Raw genomic sequence first — 16,449 nt, forward strand, 5'->3', positions numbered from 1 at the left:
GTTACTCCTGGCGCTCGAACGCAATACGAACGAATGGCGCTTCGGCAAAACCGGCCGCCAGGCCGGCAGCGTCGAGTTGCCAGCAGTCATCGCGCGCCATAACCCGCAGCGGACGCGGTTCGGGATTGAGCGCGTCACCCTGGAGCCGTGCCGACTCCGGTCGGATGCGGTAGGCCGGTGGCGGCAAGGTCACGCAGGGCATGACGGGCAAAGCGACCGCGGCATCGCCAATCGGCACGAGCAGGAGTTCTGCGCTCGTTTCGTCAGCGCGCCAAAAGCTCACCACCTGCGGCAGATTGGATTCAGCGTGGCAGTAGTCGCCCTGCCGGAAGATGGGCTGCCGGGCAATCCCCAGCAAGCCGGCAAAGTAGCTGCGTAAGGCACGGTCGGGTTCGTGATGATGCAGCGGCCAAACACGTTGAACCGGAATCTTTTCCGTCATCCCATCCATTTGCCCCTGATGAATGAGGGCGGCGCCCGGCAGCAAGCACACCAGGGCAGCCGCTCGGCGGTGAGCCAGCGGCGACAAACGCGCGGCTGCCCGTTCCTCGTCATGATTTTCAACGAAGCGAATGGTGTTTTTGAGGAAAACTTCGGATACCGAACGCAATCGCTCGGCAACGGCCTGGGGTGCGTCATGCGCAACCAAGCAATCCAGGAATCGCTTGTCGTAAGCGTAGTCGAAACCTAGTGAGATAAGATGCAGTTCGGTGTCCCAGTAGGCTTCGGCAATGACTTTGAAATCAGGATTGACGCGCTTGGCTGCTGCAATCGCTTCATCCCAGAATTCCGCCGGCATTGCCCGGTCAAAGACCTCCTTGGGAAGACGTGGATACCACTGGCGGTAGATTTGGTCGCGCAGGACCAGCATGGCCATGTCGCATCGAACACCATCGCAGAGCGTGGCCAGCCGCGCTAGCGTGTCCCGCATGTGGGCGCGTGTCGCGGCAACGGTGTAGTCAAGCTGAACCGTATCATTCCAGCCGGCAAAGTATGGGTCTTTGCCATGCGCCAGACGCCGCCCCGATGGATGCCAGTAGTAGTCATCACCATACTCATCACGCCACTCCGGGTTACTGTGCATGAAATACTCCGGGTGCGTCAGGATGAGCGGCGTGTCTCGGGCAAAGTGGTTTGGAATGAAGTCGAGCACCAACGCCAGCCCATGCCGATGGGCCCGCTTGCGCAGCGCGGCGAAGTCCTCTTCGCTGCCGAGTTCTGGGTTGAAATGGTAATCACTGATGGCATAGGGCGACCCAACGAAGTCGGGCGCGTAACGCTTTGACATCGCCACGCCTTCCGGCCCAATCGCCCAAACGCCCATCAGCCATAGGGTGTCAAAGCCGAGTGACGCATACCACTGAAGTTGGGCATCCTGTATCTGAGCAAAGCGTTGCCCATTCAAGCGAGCGTTAATTTCGTAGAGCAGCATCAAGCATCACCGGCCAGCAACAAATCAGGTTGGGACTTACTTGGGGGATGTCGCCTACGATAAAAAAATCTCCCTTGTCTGGCTACTCTTTTTGCAGCATCAGCCAGTCAAAAGCCGCCTTGGCAACCGTTGCGCCGTCGCCAAAAGCGGTTGACAGGCTCGACAGGAGCGGACGGGTGGTATCGCCACAAGCCCAAACGCCCGCGCACGAGGTCGCGCCATGGCGGTCGGTCAGAATGTATCCGTCAGCATCGCAGGCCAATTGTCCGGCAATGAGTTCCGTACCGGCGACAACCCCGAGCGCGAGGAAAACACCCGCGACTGAAAGCGTCGTCTGAAAGGGCGATTCGCCTGGTCGTGATGTTTCCGTAATAACGCGCTCGACGCTAGCTTGACCTTCAATCGCCAGCAGCCGGGTATGCGTCATGACGCGAATGCGCGGATGCTGCAAAACACGGTCGCGGTAGAGCGGCCGCGCGCGAAACGTTGCCGAACGGTGAACCAACGTCACCTGACAGCCGGCTTGATCGAGCATGAGCGCTTCCTCACAAGCGCCGTCTCCGCCCCCAACAATGATGACCGGCTTTCCAGCATATCGCTCCTTGTCGCGGGTGGCGGAAGTACTGACACCACGCCCGACGAACTCCCGTTCACCGGGCACACCCAGCCACCGTTTGCGGACGCCAAGCGCCAAAACCAAGGCGTCTCCAACAAATGCTTCTCCGCCCTCAATGATCGCGCGGCGTGTGGCACAGTCCACGTTGGTGACTGGCGCATCGGTTTTGAAGCGCACGCCTTCGCGCAAAAGATGAACGGTCAGCCGTTCGGCGATGTCCGCGCCGACCAGTCCATAAAAACCAGGGCAGTCCACCGAGCGGTTGTAGCTGCGAAGCAACTGACCGCCAAGCTGGGCGCTGGCTTCCAGCAGCAACGGCTCCAACCCAAGCCGCTTGCCCCACAGGGCGGCGGCAATGCCGGCCGGCCCGCCGCCAACAATCAGAAGCTCCGTCTGGTTACTGCCCTCGGCCATCGTCGTTGTCCGTTTCGCTCAATCGGCGAGCAGTAGCTTCGCAATGGTGTTGAGCTGCATGAACGAGGTTCCCTCGTAAATTTTCCCAATCTTTGAGTCGCGGAAGTACTTTTCGACCGGGTATTCCTTGGTGAAACCATAGCCGCCAAAGATTTCGACGACCTGAGAAGTCACGCTTTCCGCCACTTGAGACGTAAACCACTTCGTCATTGCGGCTTCCTTGACAAAAGGTTGCCCAGCATCGCGCAACCGCGCGGCATTATAGACCATCAAGCGCGCGGCTTCGATGTGGGTGGCCAGTTCGGCAATCTGGTGCTGAATGGCTTGGAAGTCGGCAATTCGCTTGCCGAATTGCACCCGCTCCTTGGCGTAGCGGATGCCGTGTTCGAGCGCGCCCGCGGCGACGCCGACCATCTGTGCGCCGATGCCGATCCGGCCCTCGTTCAGCGTTTCAATGGCAATCTTGTAGCCCTTGCCGACTTCGCCCAGAACGTTGGACTTCGGCACCCGGCAACCTTCCAGAATCAGTTCGCATGTCGAAGACGCCCGAATCCCCAGCTTGTTTTCCTTCTTGCCAACGGAAAAGCCGGGCATGTCGCGTTCGACCAAAAAGGCCGTGATGCCCTTGTAGCCGGCTTCCGGGTTGACCGTTGCGAAGACGATAAACAGACCGGCTTCGGCTGCATTGGTAATCCAGAGCTTGCGGCCGGTCAGTTCCCAGCATTCGCCTTTGTCCACAGCGCGGCAACTCAGGGCGAACGCATCGCTACCCGAACCGGCTTCCGAGAGCGCATAGGAAGCCAGCATCCGCGTCGCCAGTTTTGGGAGGTAGTGCTTTTTCTGGTCTGGCGTTCCCCAGCGCAGGATGGCGTTGTTGACGAGGGTGTTCTGCACGTCCACGATGACGGCAGCCGAGGCATCCACCTTGCCCAGCTCCTCAACGGCCAGCGCCGCCATGAAAAACGAGCCACCTGAACCCTCATACTCAACCGGAATCTCGACCCCCATCAGCCCCAGTTCAAAACACTGGTCAAGCAGTGAGGTTTCAAAAATCCCCGCCTCATCCATGCGTGCCACATGGGGACGAATGCGCTCGCGGGCAAAATCCGCCACGCTATCTCGAAACAGACGTTCATCATCCGAAAGCATCGTCAGGGCTGAGATTGGGGACGCAACCGAAACAGGGGCAGCAGCAGACATCGCGGAACTCCTTCTATAAACCTAACGTGAGATAAAAAACGTTTTGTCTGTATAGCACGGCCAGCCCCCAAAAACCGAGCTGCGGACGGCGATGATGACGCGCCACAAGGCCGGCGCGTGACCTTGCCGGTTGGGCCAACGGGGACTTTCAGGTACGCTCTCTTGCTTGCTTGCGCCTGCCTCATCACTCACGGCATCATAGCTGCCTCTGACGCTTGCTTGAGCTGGCGCTTGCTTGAGCTGGGCGTTGAAAGGAGGTGGATTATGCCCCACGGTCCAGTTGCCATCATGGTTCACCTAAAGGCCCGCCCTGGGTTTGAAAACAACATCCTTGGCGCGGTCGCGGCGCTGATTGACCCTATTCGCCAGCATCCACACTGCCAATACTATGATTTTCACATTCACGCTGATGACCCGACCCGCTTCACTTCCTATGAGGTCTGGTCCAGTCTGGAGGCGTTTCGCGCCCATTTGGCATCGCCCTTCATTCAAGCCATGCAGGATGCGGCTCAGGAGTTTCTTGAGCGCCCACTTGAATATGATGTGCTCCAGAGCATTCAGCCCGTCAAAGCCAACGAAACGACACCAATCCGGCCAACCCCCTGATAGACGTTCTGGTTCACTGTGAATCCCCAGGTGTATGCTGCCAAGCAGCATCTTTACAAATACCGCCAAGCGCTCCTGCAAGCCATTCGTGAGGTGACGGGCCGACCACTCGAAGCGCCATCCATGTTTGAGCCAACCAGGAGCTACGCTGACAGTTGGCACGAAGTTGGCACGCTGGCGCTGCTGGTGTGGCAGATGAGCGCACTCGACAGTGATCGCTTCGATGCCAATCCGCGTTGGGAAGCCACTGCCAATGAGACGATTCGCTTTTTGTCGGAACACTGCGCCGGCTGTGGGAAACAACTGACACGGCCCACCATCCAGATTTGCCAAGCCTGCCTGACGGGACTCGATGCCCCGACTCGTCAGGCTTTGCAGGCAAGCGAGGTCACGCGCCAAATTCAGGCCTACTTGGTTGAGCACATGGGGACGGTCCTGGCAGATGCCGATGCGGACGATGCCAACCTGGATGACGCATGAGGCGACCTGTTCAAGACCCACGCACCGGAACCTTCACCTATGCTGAAGCTCCGCCACCGAGCCTGGCGCCGGGTGGCGCGGTGATTCGCGTTACTGGCTGCCTACTCCACGCGGCAGCCGCGTTACCGGCGACCGAGGCGCAGGCCACGCCATCGGCCCTCGTCCCAGCATCCGCTGCCAAGCCGGGTCTGGTGCGGCGCGTGTGGTCATCGTTTCGGCAGTCAGGTCTCAAAAAGGCTTATGAAACGTTCGTCACGCGCAAGGTCATACTGCGTTCGATTGAGTATGGGGGCATCGGCATCATTGCCGCGGTTGCGCCGCGCAGCGGTTTCCGGGTCGGACAGCGGGTTGCCTGGGTTGGTTACGGACAGGACTTGCCGGCGCCGATGGTGTTTGTGTCGGCGGCGCGCTTGATTTCCGTGCCCGACCACACGCCGGATGACCTCGCCCTGCTGGCGCTGCCAGGCGGGATGGCCTGGCGCGCGGTCGAAGCAGCCGACTTGCGCCTGGGGCTGCCGGTTGGCGTCGGCGGACAAAATCCGGTTGGGCTGTTGTCTCGCGGACTCTGCCGCCTGTCCGGTGGCGACCTCCACGACCTTGACGCCACCCCACAGCCAGACTGGCGGCTGGCAGCTTTGATTGTGACCAGCTTAGCAATCGCCGAACGGATCGCGCCCCAGCTTTCACACATTGCCTTGCCCCAAGCGCGACTGGTGGCCAGCCTGCCGACACTGCCGGCGGCAGTTTGGTCACACTGTCGCGCCCAGGAAATGCAGGTACGATTTACGTGGGTGGGTGGCGGCGGCGAACAGGATCCACTGGCCACCGCCGCCTCTCCACTTCCGGCGATGGAAGCCTTCTTGCGATTGGCGGATGACCTCCCACGCGACGGCCGCCCAGCCATCGAAGGCCACGACTTTGACGCCATTGACGCAGCCGTGGACGCGGCGTTTCGCGCCGATGCTCCACCTGGGCAAGTCGTCGTCGTGAACTATCCGACCTCGGTCGAGGCTCATCCGGTAACGCGCTTTGACGTTGGGGGAGCGCGGCCCAAGCTAGCCGGGACGGTTGGGCTGGCGCTTGTGACCGACACCAGTGACGAAACACTGAGCGACATCATTCCAGCCAAGCAGGTTCGTCTCACCGGACTCGTGGCCGGCCATCCGGAAACGGCCAAACGCCTCGCGCAGACATTCGACAGTGAATATGGCACGAATGATGTATCACCGCTACTTTCCGATGGCAGAACGGATGCCGTTCTGATGGGTGGCGCGGCAGATGGCCTGCGTTTTGCCGGTGACATCCTGCGCGGACGACTGCCGCTTTTTCTCACCACCCTCCCAACCGAGGACGAAAGTGAACTGGAAACATTGTTCCAGTTGGCAATGACGCATGACGCGCCATTGATGATCAACTTCGCGCGACTCGCGACACCGGCCTTTGCCGAGCTAAAAAAGCTGCGGACAAACGCCACGCCCAGTTGGATGCAATATGACTTTCAAGATACCCGACCGATGCCATCGGCCGATGCGACCTTTCGCTTGGCTGAAGCCATTTTGATGGCCATGGTGTTTACTGGAAGCATTCCTGAACGGCTTTATGCCCAGGAAGTCAATCAGGAGCGCCTAACCACGCTGGCCGTGATGCTGGCGCTCTCAGATGGAAGCAGCGCCCAGATTAGCGCCTCATTCGGCGCTGAACGCCAACAAGAGCGCCTATCCGCCAGAACGACCGCCGGACAAATCGAGCGCGAAGATGTGACGCCCTCGTTGGCAAGCCAACGAACTTACTTTGAAAATTTTCTCAAGCAGCTTGCCGCCGGAGAAACGCCCACGCCTACCACGACCCAGATACAACAGGCCATTCGCACGGCGCTGCGCATTCGTGATTCACTCGCGTTTGGGACGGTGATCGGACTTTCAGCCTCGAACTGAGGGTTCAGTCACCGACTTGCTTCCAGCCGTTTCATCAAGAGGAAGATTTCGCGCGCCGCGAGCGGCTCTTTTTCAGGGGCGGGGCGTCGGCTGCCTTGACAATCCGGGCTTGCGGCGTCGTCGGTGGCGGGCTGCTGGGTGGAGCCGTTGTGCCGGGAACGGCGGCTGGCAACGCCGCCGAAGCGCTGCCGGCAGTCGCGCCGGCAGGAGCCGACTTCGCGGTTTCCTTGGCTGAAGCTCGTGCCGCTTCGGGGGTCAGCGTGGGTGGGTCGTCATCCAGCGCGGTGGTGCCGGCATCGGATGCGCCAAAACTGAGCAGTGCGGCATCTTCATCGGTCCATAGGTCGAATACGCTGTCGAGTTTTGAGACGGTGAGAATCTGGCGCACTGCTTGGGATGGATTCAAGAGCTTGAGCTTTCCACCAGCCCGTTCCGCATGGTGATAGCACTCGATGAGCGAGCCGACACCGGTACTGCTGATGTAGCTGACCCCGCGTAGGTCAATCAGAAAATTCACATGGCCCGACGCAATGAGGTCGTCCACGCGCGTGGTCAATTCCTCCTGTGCCGTGCTGGGGGCGAGGCGTCCGACGACTTCCAGGACGCAGACGCCATTGACTTTTTTATCCAAGCGATAGCGAGTTGGCCGTCGCGCCAGCGGGCGACCGGCTCCCCGCTCCCCATCGTTTTCAGAAGATTTCATGTCTCACACGCGGCTTGGGCGAAACCAAGCCACCCTGCCCGGCTTTTGAAAAAGCTCGCCTACTGAATCACTGTATGTTTCTAGGCTGTGTGCTCCTAGAGTAGCCTTGCGTAATGCAGCGCGTCAACCTCTTCACCGAGAAATCATCGGCTTGGCGCAGAAAAATCACCCGCTGGAGTCCATTTTTCCATCCGTGCGCTTGATAGCACCCAACTGCGCCAGCAGGCCACGTTGGCGGTCGAGGGTGAGCGATCCAGGTTAAACTGGCTTCTCAACGTGGGACACCCTGGCGTGAACAACCATCTGGGGGCGAATCGGCTGACCTACGCCCCCGACGAACCAAATTCGGCAAAACCGTTATTTGGCTTCCTTGTATTCCACATGCCGACGGACTTTGGGGTCGTACTTCTTCAGGACAAGGCGCTCATTGGTATTTTGCTTGTTTTTTTCCGTGTAGTAGCAGTGCGAACTAGCCGAACTTTGCAACTTGATATTGATACGCTTGCTTGCTTTTGCCATGGCTCAACGTTTCCTTTCTCTTGGCTCTTCAGCTTCTGTTGGCTCTTCACGTTCCCAAGCCAAAACAATCCTGAGAAAAAATGAAGTCTGCGAGTGTGGCTATTTTGGCCACATGGGTCAAGTCTTTTTCAACGCTCGCCCATGGGCTGTCGTGAGAAGCTCGGAGATGACGACGCCGGCAATTGTCAGTGTGCCACCCGCCAGTTCACGCAATCCAAGCCGTTCAACCCCAACGCCAAAGGCAATCAGCGCGGCAAAGACCGGCTCCAACGTCAACGTCAGTGCCGTCTGCGTCGCGGATACGTGCCGCTGCGCCCAAGTCTGCAACCGGTAGCAAATCATCGTGCCAAAAATGACCAAGTAGAGTAGTTCCCACGCTTGGCGCCCTGTCAGCGACAGCGGGCGCAACTCTGGGGCCAGGACTGGTGGCACCGGCAACCCAAGGGCAGCCCATCCGGCCAGAGACAGCCATCCGGCGGCGGCTACCAGCACGGAGACACCAAGCTGGACGATATTGAGCGTGTCCACATCGGACCGCTCGGCGTAGCGTTCCATAAGGACAATGTGGATAGCAAACGGCACGGTGCAACCGAACGACACGGCGTCGCTCCACCGCCAGCCACGTGCCTGGTCATCGGGAAAGCACAACAGTGTGAAACCAACGAAAGCAATGACCAAGCCAATCAGATTTGCGGCGGTGGGGCGTTGTTTTCCAAACCACGCCCCAAACAACGGCACGAGCAGCACGCTCGATCCAGTAATGAAGGCGGCCTTGGATGGACTGCCACTCCAGGCCAGACCCTGCGCCTGCAAAACGTACCCAAGCCCTAAAAAAATCCCTAGCCGGACGCCATGCCCAACGGTTTCAGCCGGGATGTGCCGTAACCGCCAACCCCAAATAAGCAGCATGAAACCAACGGCAAGACCAAACCGCACCATGATGTAGCGCATTGGCGCGAGACTCGTTGGGTGCGCCGGATTGGTGACGTCTTGCGCGACGACAAACGTACTGCCCCAAATGGCATTGGCCAGGACGAGACCCAGCAATGCCCAGCGGTGGAGCGTCCAGGTTTCCATACCCAACTATTCCCTTCCCGACGGCCGCCCACGGATGAAGCCAGCCGCGACCCCGCGCCGGGGATCGCGCAGACGGACGGTGGGAGCGATGTTCGAGCCGCACGGCAAAGGACTGTCGCCACAACGTGGGAATATGCCAGGTTGCGGCACGGGCTGATAGAGCCGCATGCCGTTGACCTGCTGGATAGACACCGGTGTTGGGGTCAGGCGCGGCGGACGCCAGAGTGGCACACTGGCCGGAAATGGCAGCAACGTTACCAGTCCAGCGCCTAGCAGCGCCGGAACCCAGCGCGGTAAGTGGGTTGAAAAGTACGCCAACCCGAGCGCCGGCGGGATGACGAAATACCCGACCCCAAACCGGAGCGAAGGCGCTTGCAGGAGCACGTAGGCGCTTCCGAACCATCCCAACCCCAGTACCCAGCCCCACCCGACAACTGACTGGCGACGGCCCAACAGCATTGCCAAGGTTGCGACGACGCTGGCGGCTAACAGCCCAGCGGCAACCGGTTCGTGAGATGGCCATGCCGGCAGCCAACGCCAATCAAGCAGCCCATCGAGTGGTCCTTGGCTATAGCGCGGCGAGGCCAGCGCGCCCCAATCCCAGCGGGCTTGGTCACGAATCGCTACGGTCAGTTCGCGGGGGGTGCCGTCTGCCATTTGCCAGGGGTTCATGTCATAGCGCCACGCGACCGGCAACGCGCACAGCTTTGATGGAAAAAACGGATGGCCCGACGCCATCGCGCGCACCACGGTTACTGGCAGGAGCAAGCCGATGACCATGACCGCCAGGCTCAGTGCGGTCTTCCATTTCCACCCAGATGCCCGCCAAGCGAGCCAGCCGGCGACGACCAGCACGGGTGCGGCAGTGAGCTTGATGCTCAGGGCAACGGCCGCCAAGGCCGCGGCTGTCCAGCCTGACCTGGGTTCCGCCGCCGGCCGCTGACCAAGGAGTACCCAGGCAATCGTGATGATGAGCGCCGCCGTTGGCACGTCTGGCGACGACGACGCCAACAACCCGTCTAGCGTGCTCACTGCCCCGACGCCCAGGACGGTCGCCCATACCAGGAACCAATCGGTGGGCTGTCCGTCGCCCCGGTAAATCCGCAGACCGGCGAATCCGGCGCTGGACAGCCAAAGCGCCAACGCCAAACCACTCCCAAGGGCCGCGGCGCGGGTCTTCATGCCGCCGTGCAAACAGGGCGCAAAGAGCGCGAACCACGATGAGGCGTAGCCAAGCTGAACATCGAGCAAGGCCGTCCCCTTGACAACGCCGTATTCGGCCAGCCACCGCGCTGCCGGATAGTGGTAGATGCCGGTGTCAATCAGCGTCACCGGCGCCACCGCGACAACGGCTGCAACGATAGAAGCAAGGCCAACCGCAAGCGCTAACGTCCAAGCGTCCGGCGCGAGGTCACGCCCCAACGTGGCGACGCGCAGTCGAAAGGGCTTCGTTTGGATGATGACGCCAAGCAACACGGCCGCCGTCAGAATGGCTGTCACCGGAGAAAGCGGAAGCCACAGCGCCACGGTCAACCAACCGTTAGACAGAATGCCAGCGCCCAGCCATAGGTTCACAACCAGCCGCTCCGCCGGGCTTGAGCCTGACGTCATCGAGAAGTAGCCCGCGCCAATCACGCCGGCAAGCCCGGCAACAACAACCCAGATGGCTAACGTGATGAGCATGGCGCGATGTTAACCCAAAGCGCGCGAAGGCACAGGGCTTCGTGTTCACAAATTGCCCAAGGCGCGCTTTCAAAAGGGTAGAGTCGTGAGCCTCTGCCACCCCAGGAATTCTTGAGACAGCCCTGACTCACGGAAACAGCGGAGACCCGACAACCCGAAGGGCAACAACAAGCGGTTTTTTGGCGGCCCGATGCTTTTCAGACGCGCTAGCCGGTCGGACGCAGCAAAAGCCGTAAAAAGTAAGGAGCGCCGATGATGGCGGTCACAATACCCAGCCGAACTTCTTCTGGACGATTGATTGTCCGCGCCAGCAAGTCGGCACCGACCAGGAATGCCGCGCCGACCAAGGCACAGGCCGGAATCAGCGCCCGATGACGTGGACCAACCAGCAACCGGACGGCATGGGGAATGATCAAACCAACAAAACCGATGATGCCGCCAACGGCCACGGCAGCGCCGGTCAACAGCGCCGCGGACAGCAGAACGACCCAGGTTGCCCGCCGGGTTTCGACGCCGAGCGCCCGCGCGTCCTCATCACCGAGAGACATCACATCTAGTTCTGGCGCATAGGTCAGCGCCACGCCGAGACCAAAGAGAAAGCAAGGAACTAACAGCCGCACATGCAGCCAAGTGCGGCTGTCAAAGCCCCCCATCAACCAAAAAGAGATTTCCTGAGCTACTTCCCACCGCTTCCACGCCAGCGACACCACCAAGGCGGTGAACGCTCCACACAAGGCCCCAATCGCAACGCCGGCCAGAAGTAAGGTCGTGACCGGTGCGCGCCCGGCGCGCGCCGTCAGGGCGTAAACGGCCGTGAGCGCCAGGGCACTGCCCACAAAAGAAAAGAGCGGAATATAAAACGGCGACTGGGCCGCCAAACCGGCCGAAATGGCAATGACCGCGCCTAATGCGCCACCGGCGCTTGTGCCGACAATATCCGGCGACGCGAGCGGATTCCGAAACAAACCCTGCATTTGCGCCCCGGCAACGGCCAGGGCCGCCCCGACCAGCGCCGCCACCAGCACGCGCGGCAAGCGCATGGCCCAGACAATCGCTTCCTCGGTCGGCGTGAAGTCCCCTACGCCAAGCCATGGAAACAACTTACCGACCAAGACGGCAAGAACGGACGACGGCGGCAACGGCACACTGCCAATCGCCACGCCGAACACAACCGCCGCCGCCAGGAGTCCAAGCGCCAGCGTGAAGAACAATGTGCGCGATACCAAGCGATTGGAGGTGAGCATAGGCGGGAATAGCGCGCTAGCCGGTTCAAGCCCATCACCGACGCCCGGTACGACGGCCGGCATCGCCACATACACCAACGTTAGCCGAAGCCGTCCGCACCGACTTCCTTGCTTTAGGTGGGGCCAAGCCCGACTCAACGACGGACGGTAGCCCTCTACAGCGCCGCCGCGCCGCTCACCACCTCGATGATTTCATTCGTGATGGCCGCCTGACGGATGCGGTTCATGGTCAGCGTCAGGTTGGCAATGACTTCACCGGCATTCCGGCTGGCGGAATCCATCGCCGCCATACGCGCGCCATGCTCGGACGCCACCGACTCCAGCAAGGCTTGAAAGATGCAGGTTTCCACAAAGCGCGGCAGCAGGCGTCCAAGAATTTCCGCCGGTGGCTGTTCATAGATGTAATCTGGGCCGGCGGCCGGCGCATCAGCGGCGTCAGACGGCCCGGCGGCCGGCTTGCCAACCGGCAGGAGTGGCTCGATCCGAACGACCTGGGAAATAGCCGACCGGAACTCGGCATAGACCAGCAACACCCGGTCAGGACGCGCCGCCAGCACGTCTTCCTCGGTCGCCACACCTTCGTAGATGTCCATGATGTCTTGGGCGATACTCACGGCAACATCATAACCAAAGGTTTTCGCCGTGACGTTGATATACTCCTTGCGGATCGGCACCGTTCGCCGGCGAAAGAAATCCCGCCCCTTGCGCCCAACGGTAATCAACTCGATGCGTTCACTGGGGTGGTCGGCAATGTATTGCTGCACGGAGCGAATGAGATTAGCGTTGAAAGCGCCACACAGTCCCTTGTCGGCCGTCATGAGAACCAACAGCGTACGGTTCCCCGTCCGTTCTTCCATCAGCGGACTGGTGAAATCCGTCACGGTCGCGGAAAGGTTATGCAGCACTTCCCGTATCTTGCGCGCATAGGGACGAGTTGCCGTCACCCGCTCCTGCGCGCGGCGGAGCTTCGACGCCGAGACAAGTTTGTATGACTTGGTAATTTGGCGCATGTTCTTGACGGCTTTGATGCGCCGTCGCACGCCCTGCAAATTCGGCATGGAAACCTCTTATCACGCCCCAGGCTCAAGCGTGGACAACAAACGTTTGCTTGAAGGCATCAGCCGCAGCTTTCATTCTGGACTTGATGTCGTCCGTGAGTTCCTTTTTCGTGGCAATGTCGTTCAATAGCCCGGCCTGGTTATTTTTGAGATACGTCAAAAGCTCAGCTTCAAAACGGCGCACTTCTGAAACTGGAATATCATCCACATAGCCATTCGTCGCGGCCCAAATCACAAAAACCTGTTCTTCGAGCGGCATGGGGACATACTGTCCCTGCTTGAGGATTTCCGTCAGCCGCTGCCCACGAGCCAGCAGGCGCTGAGTAGCTTTGTCCAGGTCGGAGCCAAACTGGGCAAAGGCCGCCAGCTCGCGGTACTGCGCCAGTTCGAGCCGCAGCGTCCCGGCGACCTGTTTCATTGCCTTTGTTTGCGCCGAACTGCCGACCCGTGAGACGGAGTTTCCGACGTTGATGGCCGGGCGAATCCCGGCGTTGAACAAGTCGCCTTCGAGAAAGATCTGACCATCCGTAATCGAAATGACGTTGGTCGGGATGTAAGCCGAAATGTCACCAGCTTGGGTTTCGATGACGGGCAAGGCAGTCAATGAGCCACCGCCGCGCTTGTCGTCATACTTGGCAGCGCGTTCCAGGAGGCGCGAGTGCAGGTAAAACACGTCGCCCGGATAGGCCTCGCGCCCTGGCGGTCGCCGCAAAAGCAAGGAAATCTCGCGGTAGGCGACGGCGTGCTTTGACAAGTCATCGTAAATACAAAGGACGTGCTTGCCGCGATCCATGAAGTATTCGCCGATGGCAGTTCCGGCATAGGGCGCAATGTATTGCATGGCGGCCGGGTCTGATGAAGACGCCGACACAATGATGGTGTAGGCCATGGCGTCGTTCTCTTCGAGACGCTTGACCAACTGCGCGATTGACCCTTTCCGCTGACCAATCGCCACATAGATACAAATCAGGTCCTTACCCTTCGAGTTGATGATGGTGTCAATGGCAATCGTGGTTTTGCCGGTTTGACGGTCGCCAATGATGAGTTCGCGTTGCCCACGCCCAATCGGAATCATGGCATCAATGGCTTTGATGCCGGTCATCATCGGTTCTTTGACCGACTTCCGTTCGACGATGCCAGGGGCAATGCGCTCCACCGGATTGAAACCGTCGTTGGCGATTGGGCCGCGTCCGTCAATTGGTTCACCCAGCGCGTTGACGACCCGGCCTAAAAATCCGTCGCCGACCGGGACCGACATGATGCGCTTGGTCCGCTTGACCAAATCACCCTGCTTGATGGCATGGTACTCGCCAAAGAGCACCGCCCCAACCTTGTCTTCTTCCAGGTTGAGCGCAATGCCTTTGACCTCGTGGGGCAGATCAAGCAGTTCGCCGGCCATGACATTGTCAAGACCGTGTATTTCGGCAATGCCATCGCCCACTTTGATAACCGTCCCAACCTCGGCGACGGTGACACCAGCTTGAAAGTTTTCGATTTGTTCGCGGATAAGTTGACTGATTTCGTCGGCTCGAATGGCTTCCATGTCATTCCTCAGAACGTCCCGGCCGCTAGGCGCGCCGGGCGAGTCGCTCTCGTAATTCAACAAGTTGGGTTCGGACTGAACCATCGTAGTAGGTGCTCCCGACACGGGTGACAAGTCCCCCGATCAGGTCAGGCGATTCCCGGTAGGTAACACGAATGTCGCTGCCAATCGCCTCTTTCAATCGTCGTTCAAGCACCCGGCGCTCGCTCACACCCAGCGCCATGGCACTGGTCACTTCAACCGGCACAATGCCGGAGCGCTCATCTACGACGGCTTCAATTGCCGACTGAATATCACCCAAAGCCGCCATCCGCTGGTTGCGCAGCAGCACGCCCAAAAAGTTGGACGTAACCGGATGCGGCTTGAGTCGCGCACACAAGGCCCGGAGCAGTCCTTCCTTTTGAGCCAGCGGAATGGTGGGATTGGCCAAGGCGTCGGCCAGCTCGGTGTGCGTCGTCACGAGTTGATGAAAAGCTTTTATCTCGGTTGCAACCGTTGGTAGGTCAGCCCCAGCGGCGTCAGTCAGGGCACGAGCATAGCGATTGGCAAGTGAACTCATACAACAACAGACTTTGTTCCGTAGTGTCGCATCCTTTTGTCAGAGCTAAACACGCTGTTTCCCAAGCTGATTCGTGTAGCTTGCAACCAGTCGGGACTGGTCGCTCGACGACAGCTCGCGTCGGATTAGCGATTCGGCTAGCTCAACCGCAGTGGCGGCCGCAAACGCCTGGAGTTCAAGGCGAGCCGCCTTTGTTGCGCCTTCGATTTCCATTTTGGCCAGCTTTCGCAAGCGTTCCGCATCGGCCTCGGCCGCGGCCACAATCCGGTCATGCTCTGCCTGTGCCGCCTGCTCCGCTTGCTGGCGAATGTCGGCCAACTCCGATTCAAGTCGCGCAAAACGGTCCTCCAGCTCGCGCAGCTTGGTTTCAGCCAGTGCGCGCTCCTGCCCAGCCCGGTCAAGGGCTTCGAGAATATTTTGGGCGCGTTTGCGCAAGCCTTCAGCAATTGGCTTGGCAAGAAAAAACGCGAGCAAGCCGGCGTAAATTGCAAAGTTGAGAAACTTGGCCCAGAGCGGGATGCCAGCGGCCCAAAAAACCATAGTGGCAAGCGTCATGGTCATCGTGGCGTTCCAATCTGGCGACCCAGAATCGTTCCGGCGATGGAAGCGGCCAGGTGCTCGGCGTCACGGGCAAGCGTTTCTTTTACGGCCGCCACCTGCGCGGTCAAGGCCTGTGTCGCCGCCGCCACTTCGGCCGATGCAGCTTGTTTTGCCGACTCGATAATCTCGCTCCGCCGTTGGAGGGCGGCGGCCCGGCGCTCTTCGACAAGCTTGGCGGCAGCCACTCGCCCAGCCCGGAGCGCGGCTTCGTACTCAGCCAAACGCTGGTCATAACCACCGAGCATCTGGCGAATGCCGCCTGTCCGGCGCGCGCGTTCGTCCAGAACCGCCAAGACTGGCTTGAACACCAAGACGTTGAGCAGGTAGGCAACCAGCAAAAAGACGCCGACTGTGACCAGGAGCGACCAATCAGGCGTCAGTAAGCTACTCTCAGCAGCCAAAAAGTAGCTTGCCTGTAGATTACTCACACCAAATGACGACTCGAGCATAAACAAAAGCGAAATGGGCGAACGCCCCAACACGCCGAAACAGGGTTTGAAAAGCAAGCTGCGAAGTTACTCGTGCCTCTGGTCACTGTCAACCAGGAAAGCGCAGAAATACCCGCCGCCGGCGACAAGGGTGCGCACGACCGAGCAGGTGTCCCTAGCAGGGGGCAGCCGAACCGGAAAAACCTAACGTGGGAGGCAGTGGAAAAACAGTGGGGCGAGTGATGGGACTTGAACCCACGACCTCTTGAGCCACAATCAAGCGCTCTAACCAACTGAGCTACACCCGCCGTCAAACAAGGCGCGGATGATAACGCGCGGCCCTTGTCAATGCA

At 59.9% G+C, this 16,449-nt stretch carries 16 protein-coding genes and 1 tRNA gene; 3 read left to right on the forward strand and 14 right to left on the reverse strand.

Annotated features, from left to right (window positions below; all coding sequences use genetic code 11):
• Position 1 precedes the first annotated feature (1 nt).
• From J8C06_RS06980 to J8C06_RS06990, 3 genes are all read right to left on the reverse strand, one after another.
• On the reverse strand, positions 2-1,432 hold the full coding sequence (locus J8C06_RS06980) for an alpha-amylase family glycosyl hydrolase (protein ID WP_211428002.1): 1,431 nt from the start codon (positions 1,430-1,432) through the stop codon (positions 2-4).
• A gap of 82 nt (positions 1,433-1,514) precedes the next feature.
• A complete protein-coding gene (locus tag J8C06_RS06985) occupies positions 1,515-2,462 on the reverse strand; it encodes an NAD(P)/FAD-dependent oxidoreductase (protein WP_211428003.1) in 948 nt (315 codons plus the stop codon).
• Positions 2,463-2,480: 18 nt separating this feature from the next.
• Positions 2,481-3,662 (reverse strand): acyl-CoA dehydrogenase, encoded by a 1,182-nt coding sequence (locus tag J8C06_RS06990; protein ID WP_211428004.1) that lies wholly within the window; start codon positions 3,660-3,662, stop codon positions 2,481-2,483.
• A gap of 264 nt (positions 3,663-3,926) precedes the next feature.
• On the opposite strand from J8C06_RS06990, the gene J8C06_RS06995 reads away from it, so the two are divergent.
• The 3 genes from J8C06_RS06995 to J8C06_RS07005 are packed head-to-tail and all read left to right on the forward strand — an operon-like array spanning position 3,927 to position 6,682.
• Positions 3,927-4,268, forward strand: coding sequence for a putative quinol monooxygenase (locus tag J8C06_RS06995; protein WP_211428005.1), 342 nt, complete (start codon positions 3,927-3,929; stop codon positions 4,266-4,268).
• Positions 4,269-4,286: 18 nt separating this feature from the next.
• Positions 4,287-4,748: a hypothetical protein gene (locus tag J8C06_RS07000; protein WP_211428006.1), complete on the forward strand. Its 462-nt coding sequence runs from the start codon at positions 4,287-4,289 to the stop codon at positions 4,746-4,748.
• A complete protein-coding gene (locus tag J8C06_RS07005) occupies positions 4,745-6,682 on the forward strand; it encodes a hypothetical protein (RefSeq protein WP_211428007.1) in 1,938 nt (645 codons plus the stop codon). The genes J8C06_RS07000 and J8C06_RS07005 overlap by 4 nt, the downstream gene beginning before the upstream one ends.
• Positions 6,683-6,716: 34 nt before the next feature.
• On the opposite strand, the gene J8C06_RS07010 is transcribed toward J8C06_RS07005, so the two are convergent.
• The 11 genes from J8C06_RS07010 to J8C06_RS07060 form a co-directional block, all read right to left on the reverse strand.
• Complete coding sequence (locus J8C06_RS07010; protein ID WP_211428008.1) at positions 6,717-7,385, reverse strand: STAS domain-containing protein; 669 nt, start codon at positions 7,383-7,385, stop codon at positions 6,717-6,719.
• A 357-nt stretch (positions 7,386-7,742) separates the two neighbouring features.
• Positions 7,743-7,904: a 50S ribosomal protein L33 gene (gene rpmG, locus J8C06_RS07015; protein ID WP_058866422.1), complete on the reverse strand. Its 162-nt coding sequence runs from the start codon at positions 7,902-7,904 to the stop codon at positions 7,743-7,745.
• A gap of 117 nt (positions 7,905-8,021) precedes the next feature.
• A complete protein-coding gene (locus tag J8C06_RS07020; RefSeq protein ID WP_211428009.1) occupies positions 8,022-8,981 on the reverse strand; it encodes a DMT family transporter in 960 nt (319 codons plus the stop codon).
• 6 nt (positions 8,982-8,987) lie between these two features.
• Positions 8,988-10,664 carry an LIC_10190 family membrane protein gene (locus J8C06_RS07025; protein WP_211428010.1) on the reverse strand — a complete coding sequence of 559 codons (1,677 nt, stop codon included), beginning with the start codon at positions 10,662-10,664 and terminating at the stop codon, positions 8,988-8,990.
• A 206-nt stretch (positions 10,665-10,870) separates the two neighbouring features.
• A complete protein-coding gene (locus J8C06_RS07030) occupies positions 10,871-11,971 on the reverse strand; it encodes a FecCD family ABC transporter permease (protein ID WP_246601998.1) in 1,101 nt (366 codons plus the stop codon).
• A 92-nt stretch (positions 11,972-12,063) separates the two neighbouring features.
• A complete protein-coding gene (gene atpG / locus J8C06_RS07035; protein WP_211428011.1) occupies positions 12,064-12,966 on the reverse strand; it encodes an ATP synthase F1 subunit gamma in 903 nt (300 codons plus the stop codon).
• Between the two features lie 25 nt (positions 12,967-12,991).
• Positions 12,992-14,509 (reverse strand): F0F1 ATP synthase subunit alpha, encoded by a 1,518-nt coding sequence (gene atpA / locus J8C06_RS07040; RefSeq protein WP_211428012.1) that lies wholly within the window; start codon positions 14,507-14,509, stop codon positions 12,992-12,994.
• Positions 14,510-14,534: 25 nt separating this feature from the next.
• A complete protein-coding gene (gene atpH / locus J8C06_RS07045) occupies positions 14,535-15,068 on the reverse strand; it encodes an ATP synthase F1 subunit delta (RefSeq protein ID WP_211428013.1) in 534 nt (177 codons plus the stop codon).
• Positions 15,069-15,113: 45 nt separating this feature from the next.
• Entirely contained in the window at positions 15,114-15,623 is a 510-nt protein-coding gene (locus J8C06_RS07050; RefSeq protein WP_211428014.1) for a F0F1 ATP synthase subunit B family protein, read from the reverse strand.
• A gap of 2 nt (positions 15,624-15,625) precedes the next feature.
• Complete coding sequence (locus tag J8C06_RS07055) at positions 15,626-16,069, reverse strand: ATP synthase F0 subunit B (RefSeq protein WP_211428015.1); 444 nt, start codon at positions 16,067-16,069, stop codon at positions 15,626-15,628.
• 258 nt (positions 16,070-16,327) lie between these two features.
• Positions 16,328-16,404 (reverse strand) — tRNA-His (locus tag J8C06_RS07060).
• Positions 16,405-16,449 lie beyond the last annotated feature (45 nt).

This window comes from Chloracidobacterium validum (assembly GCF_018304825.1).
GTDB lineage: Bacteria > Acidobacteriota > Blastocatellia > Chloracidobacteriales > Chloracidobacteriaceae > Chloracidobacterium > Chloracidobacterium validum.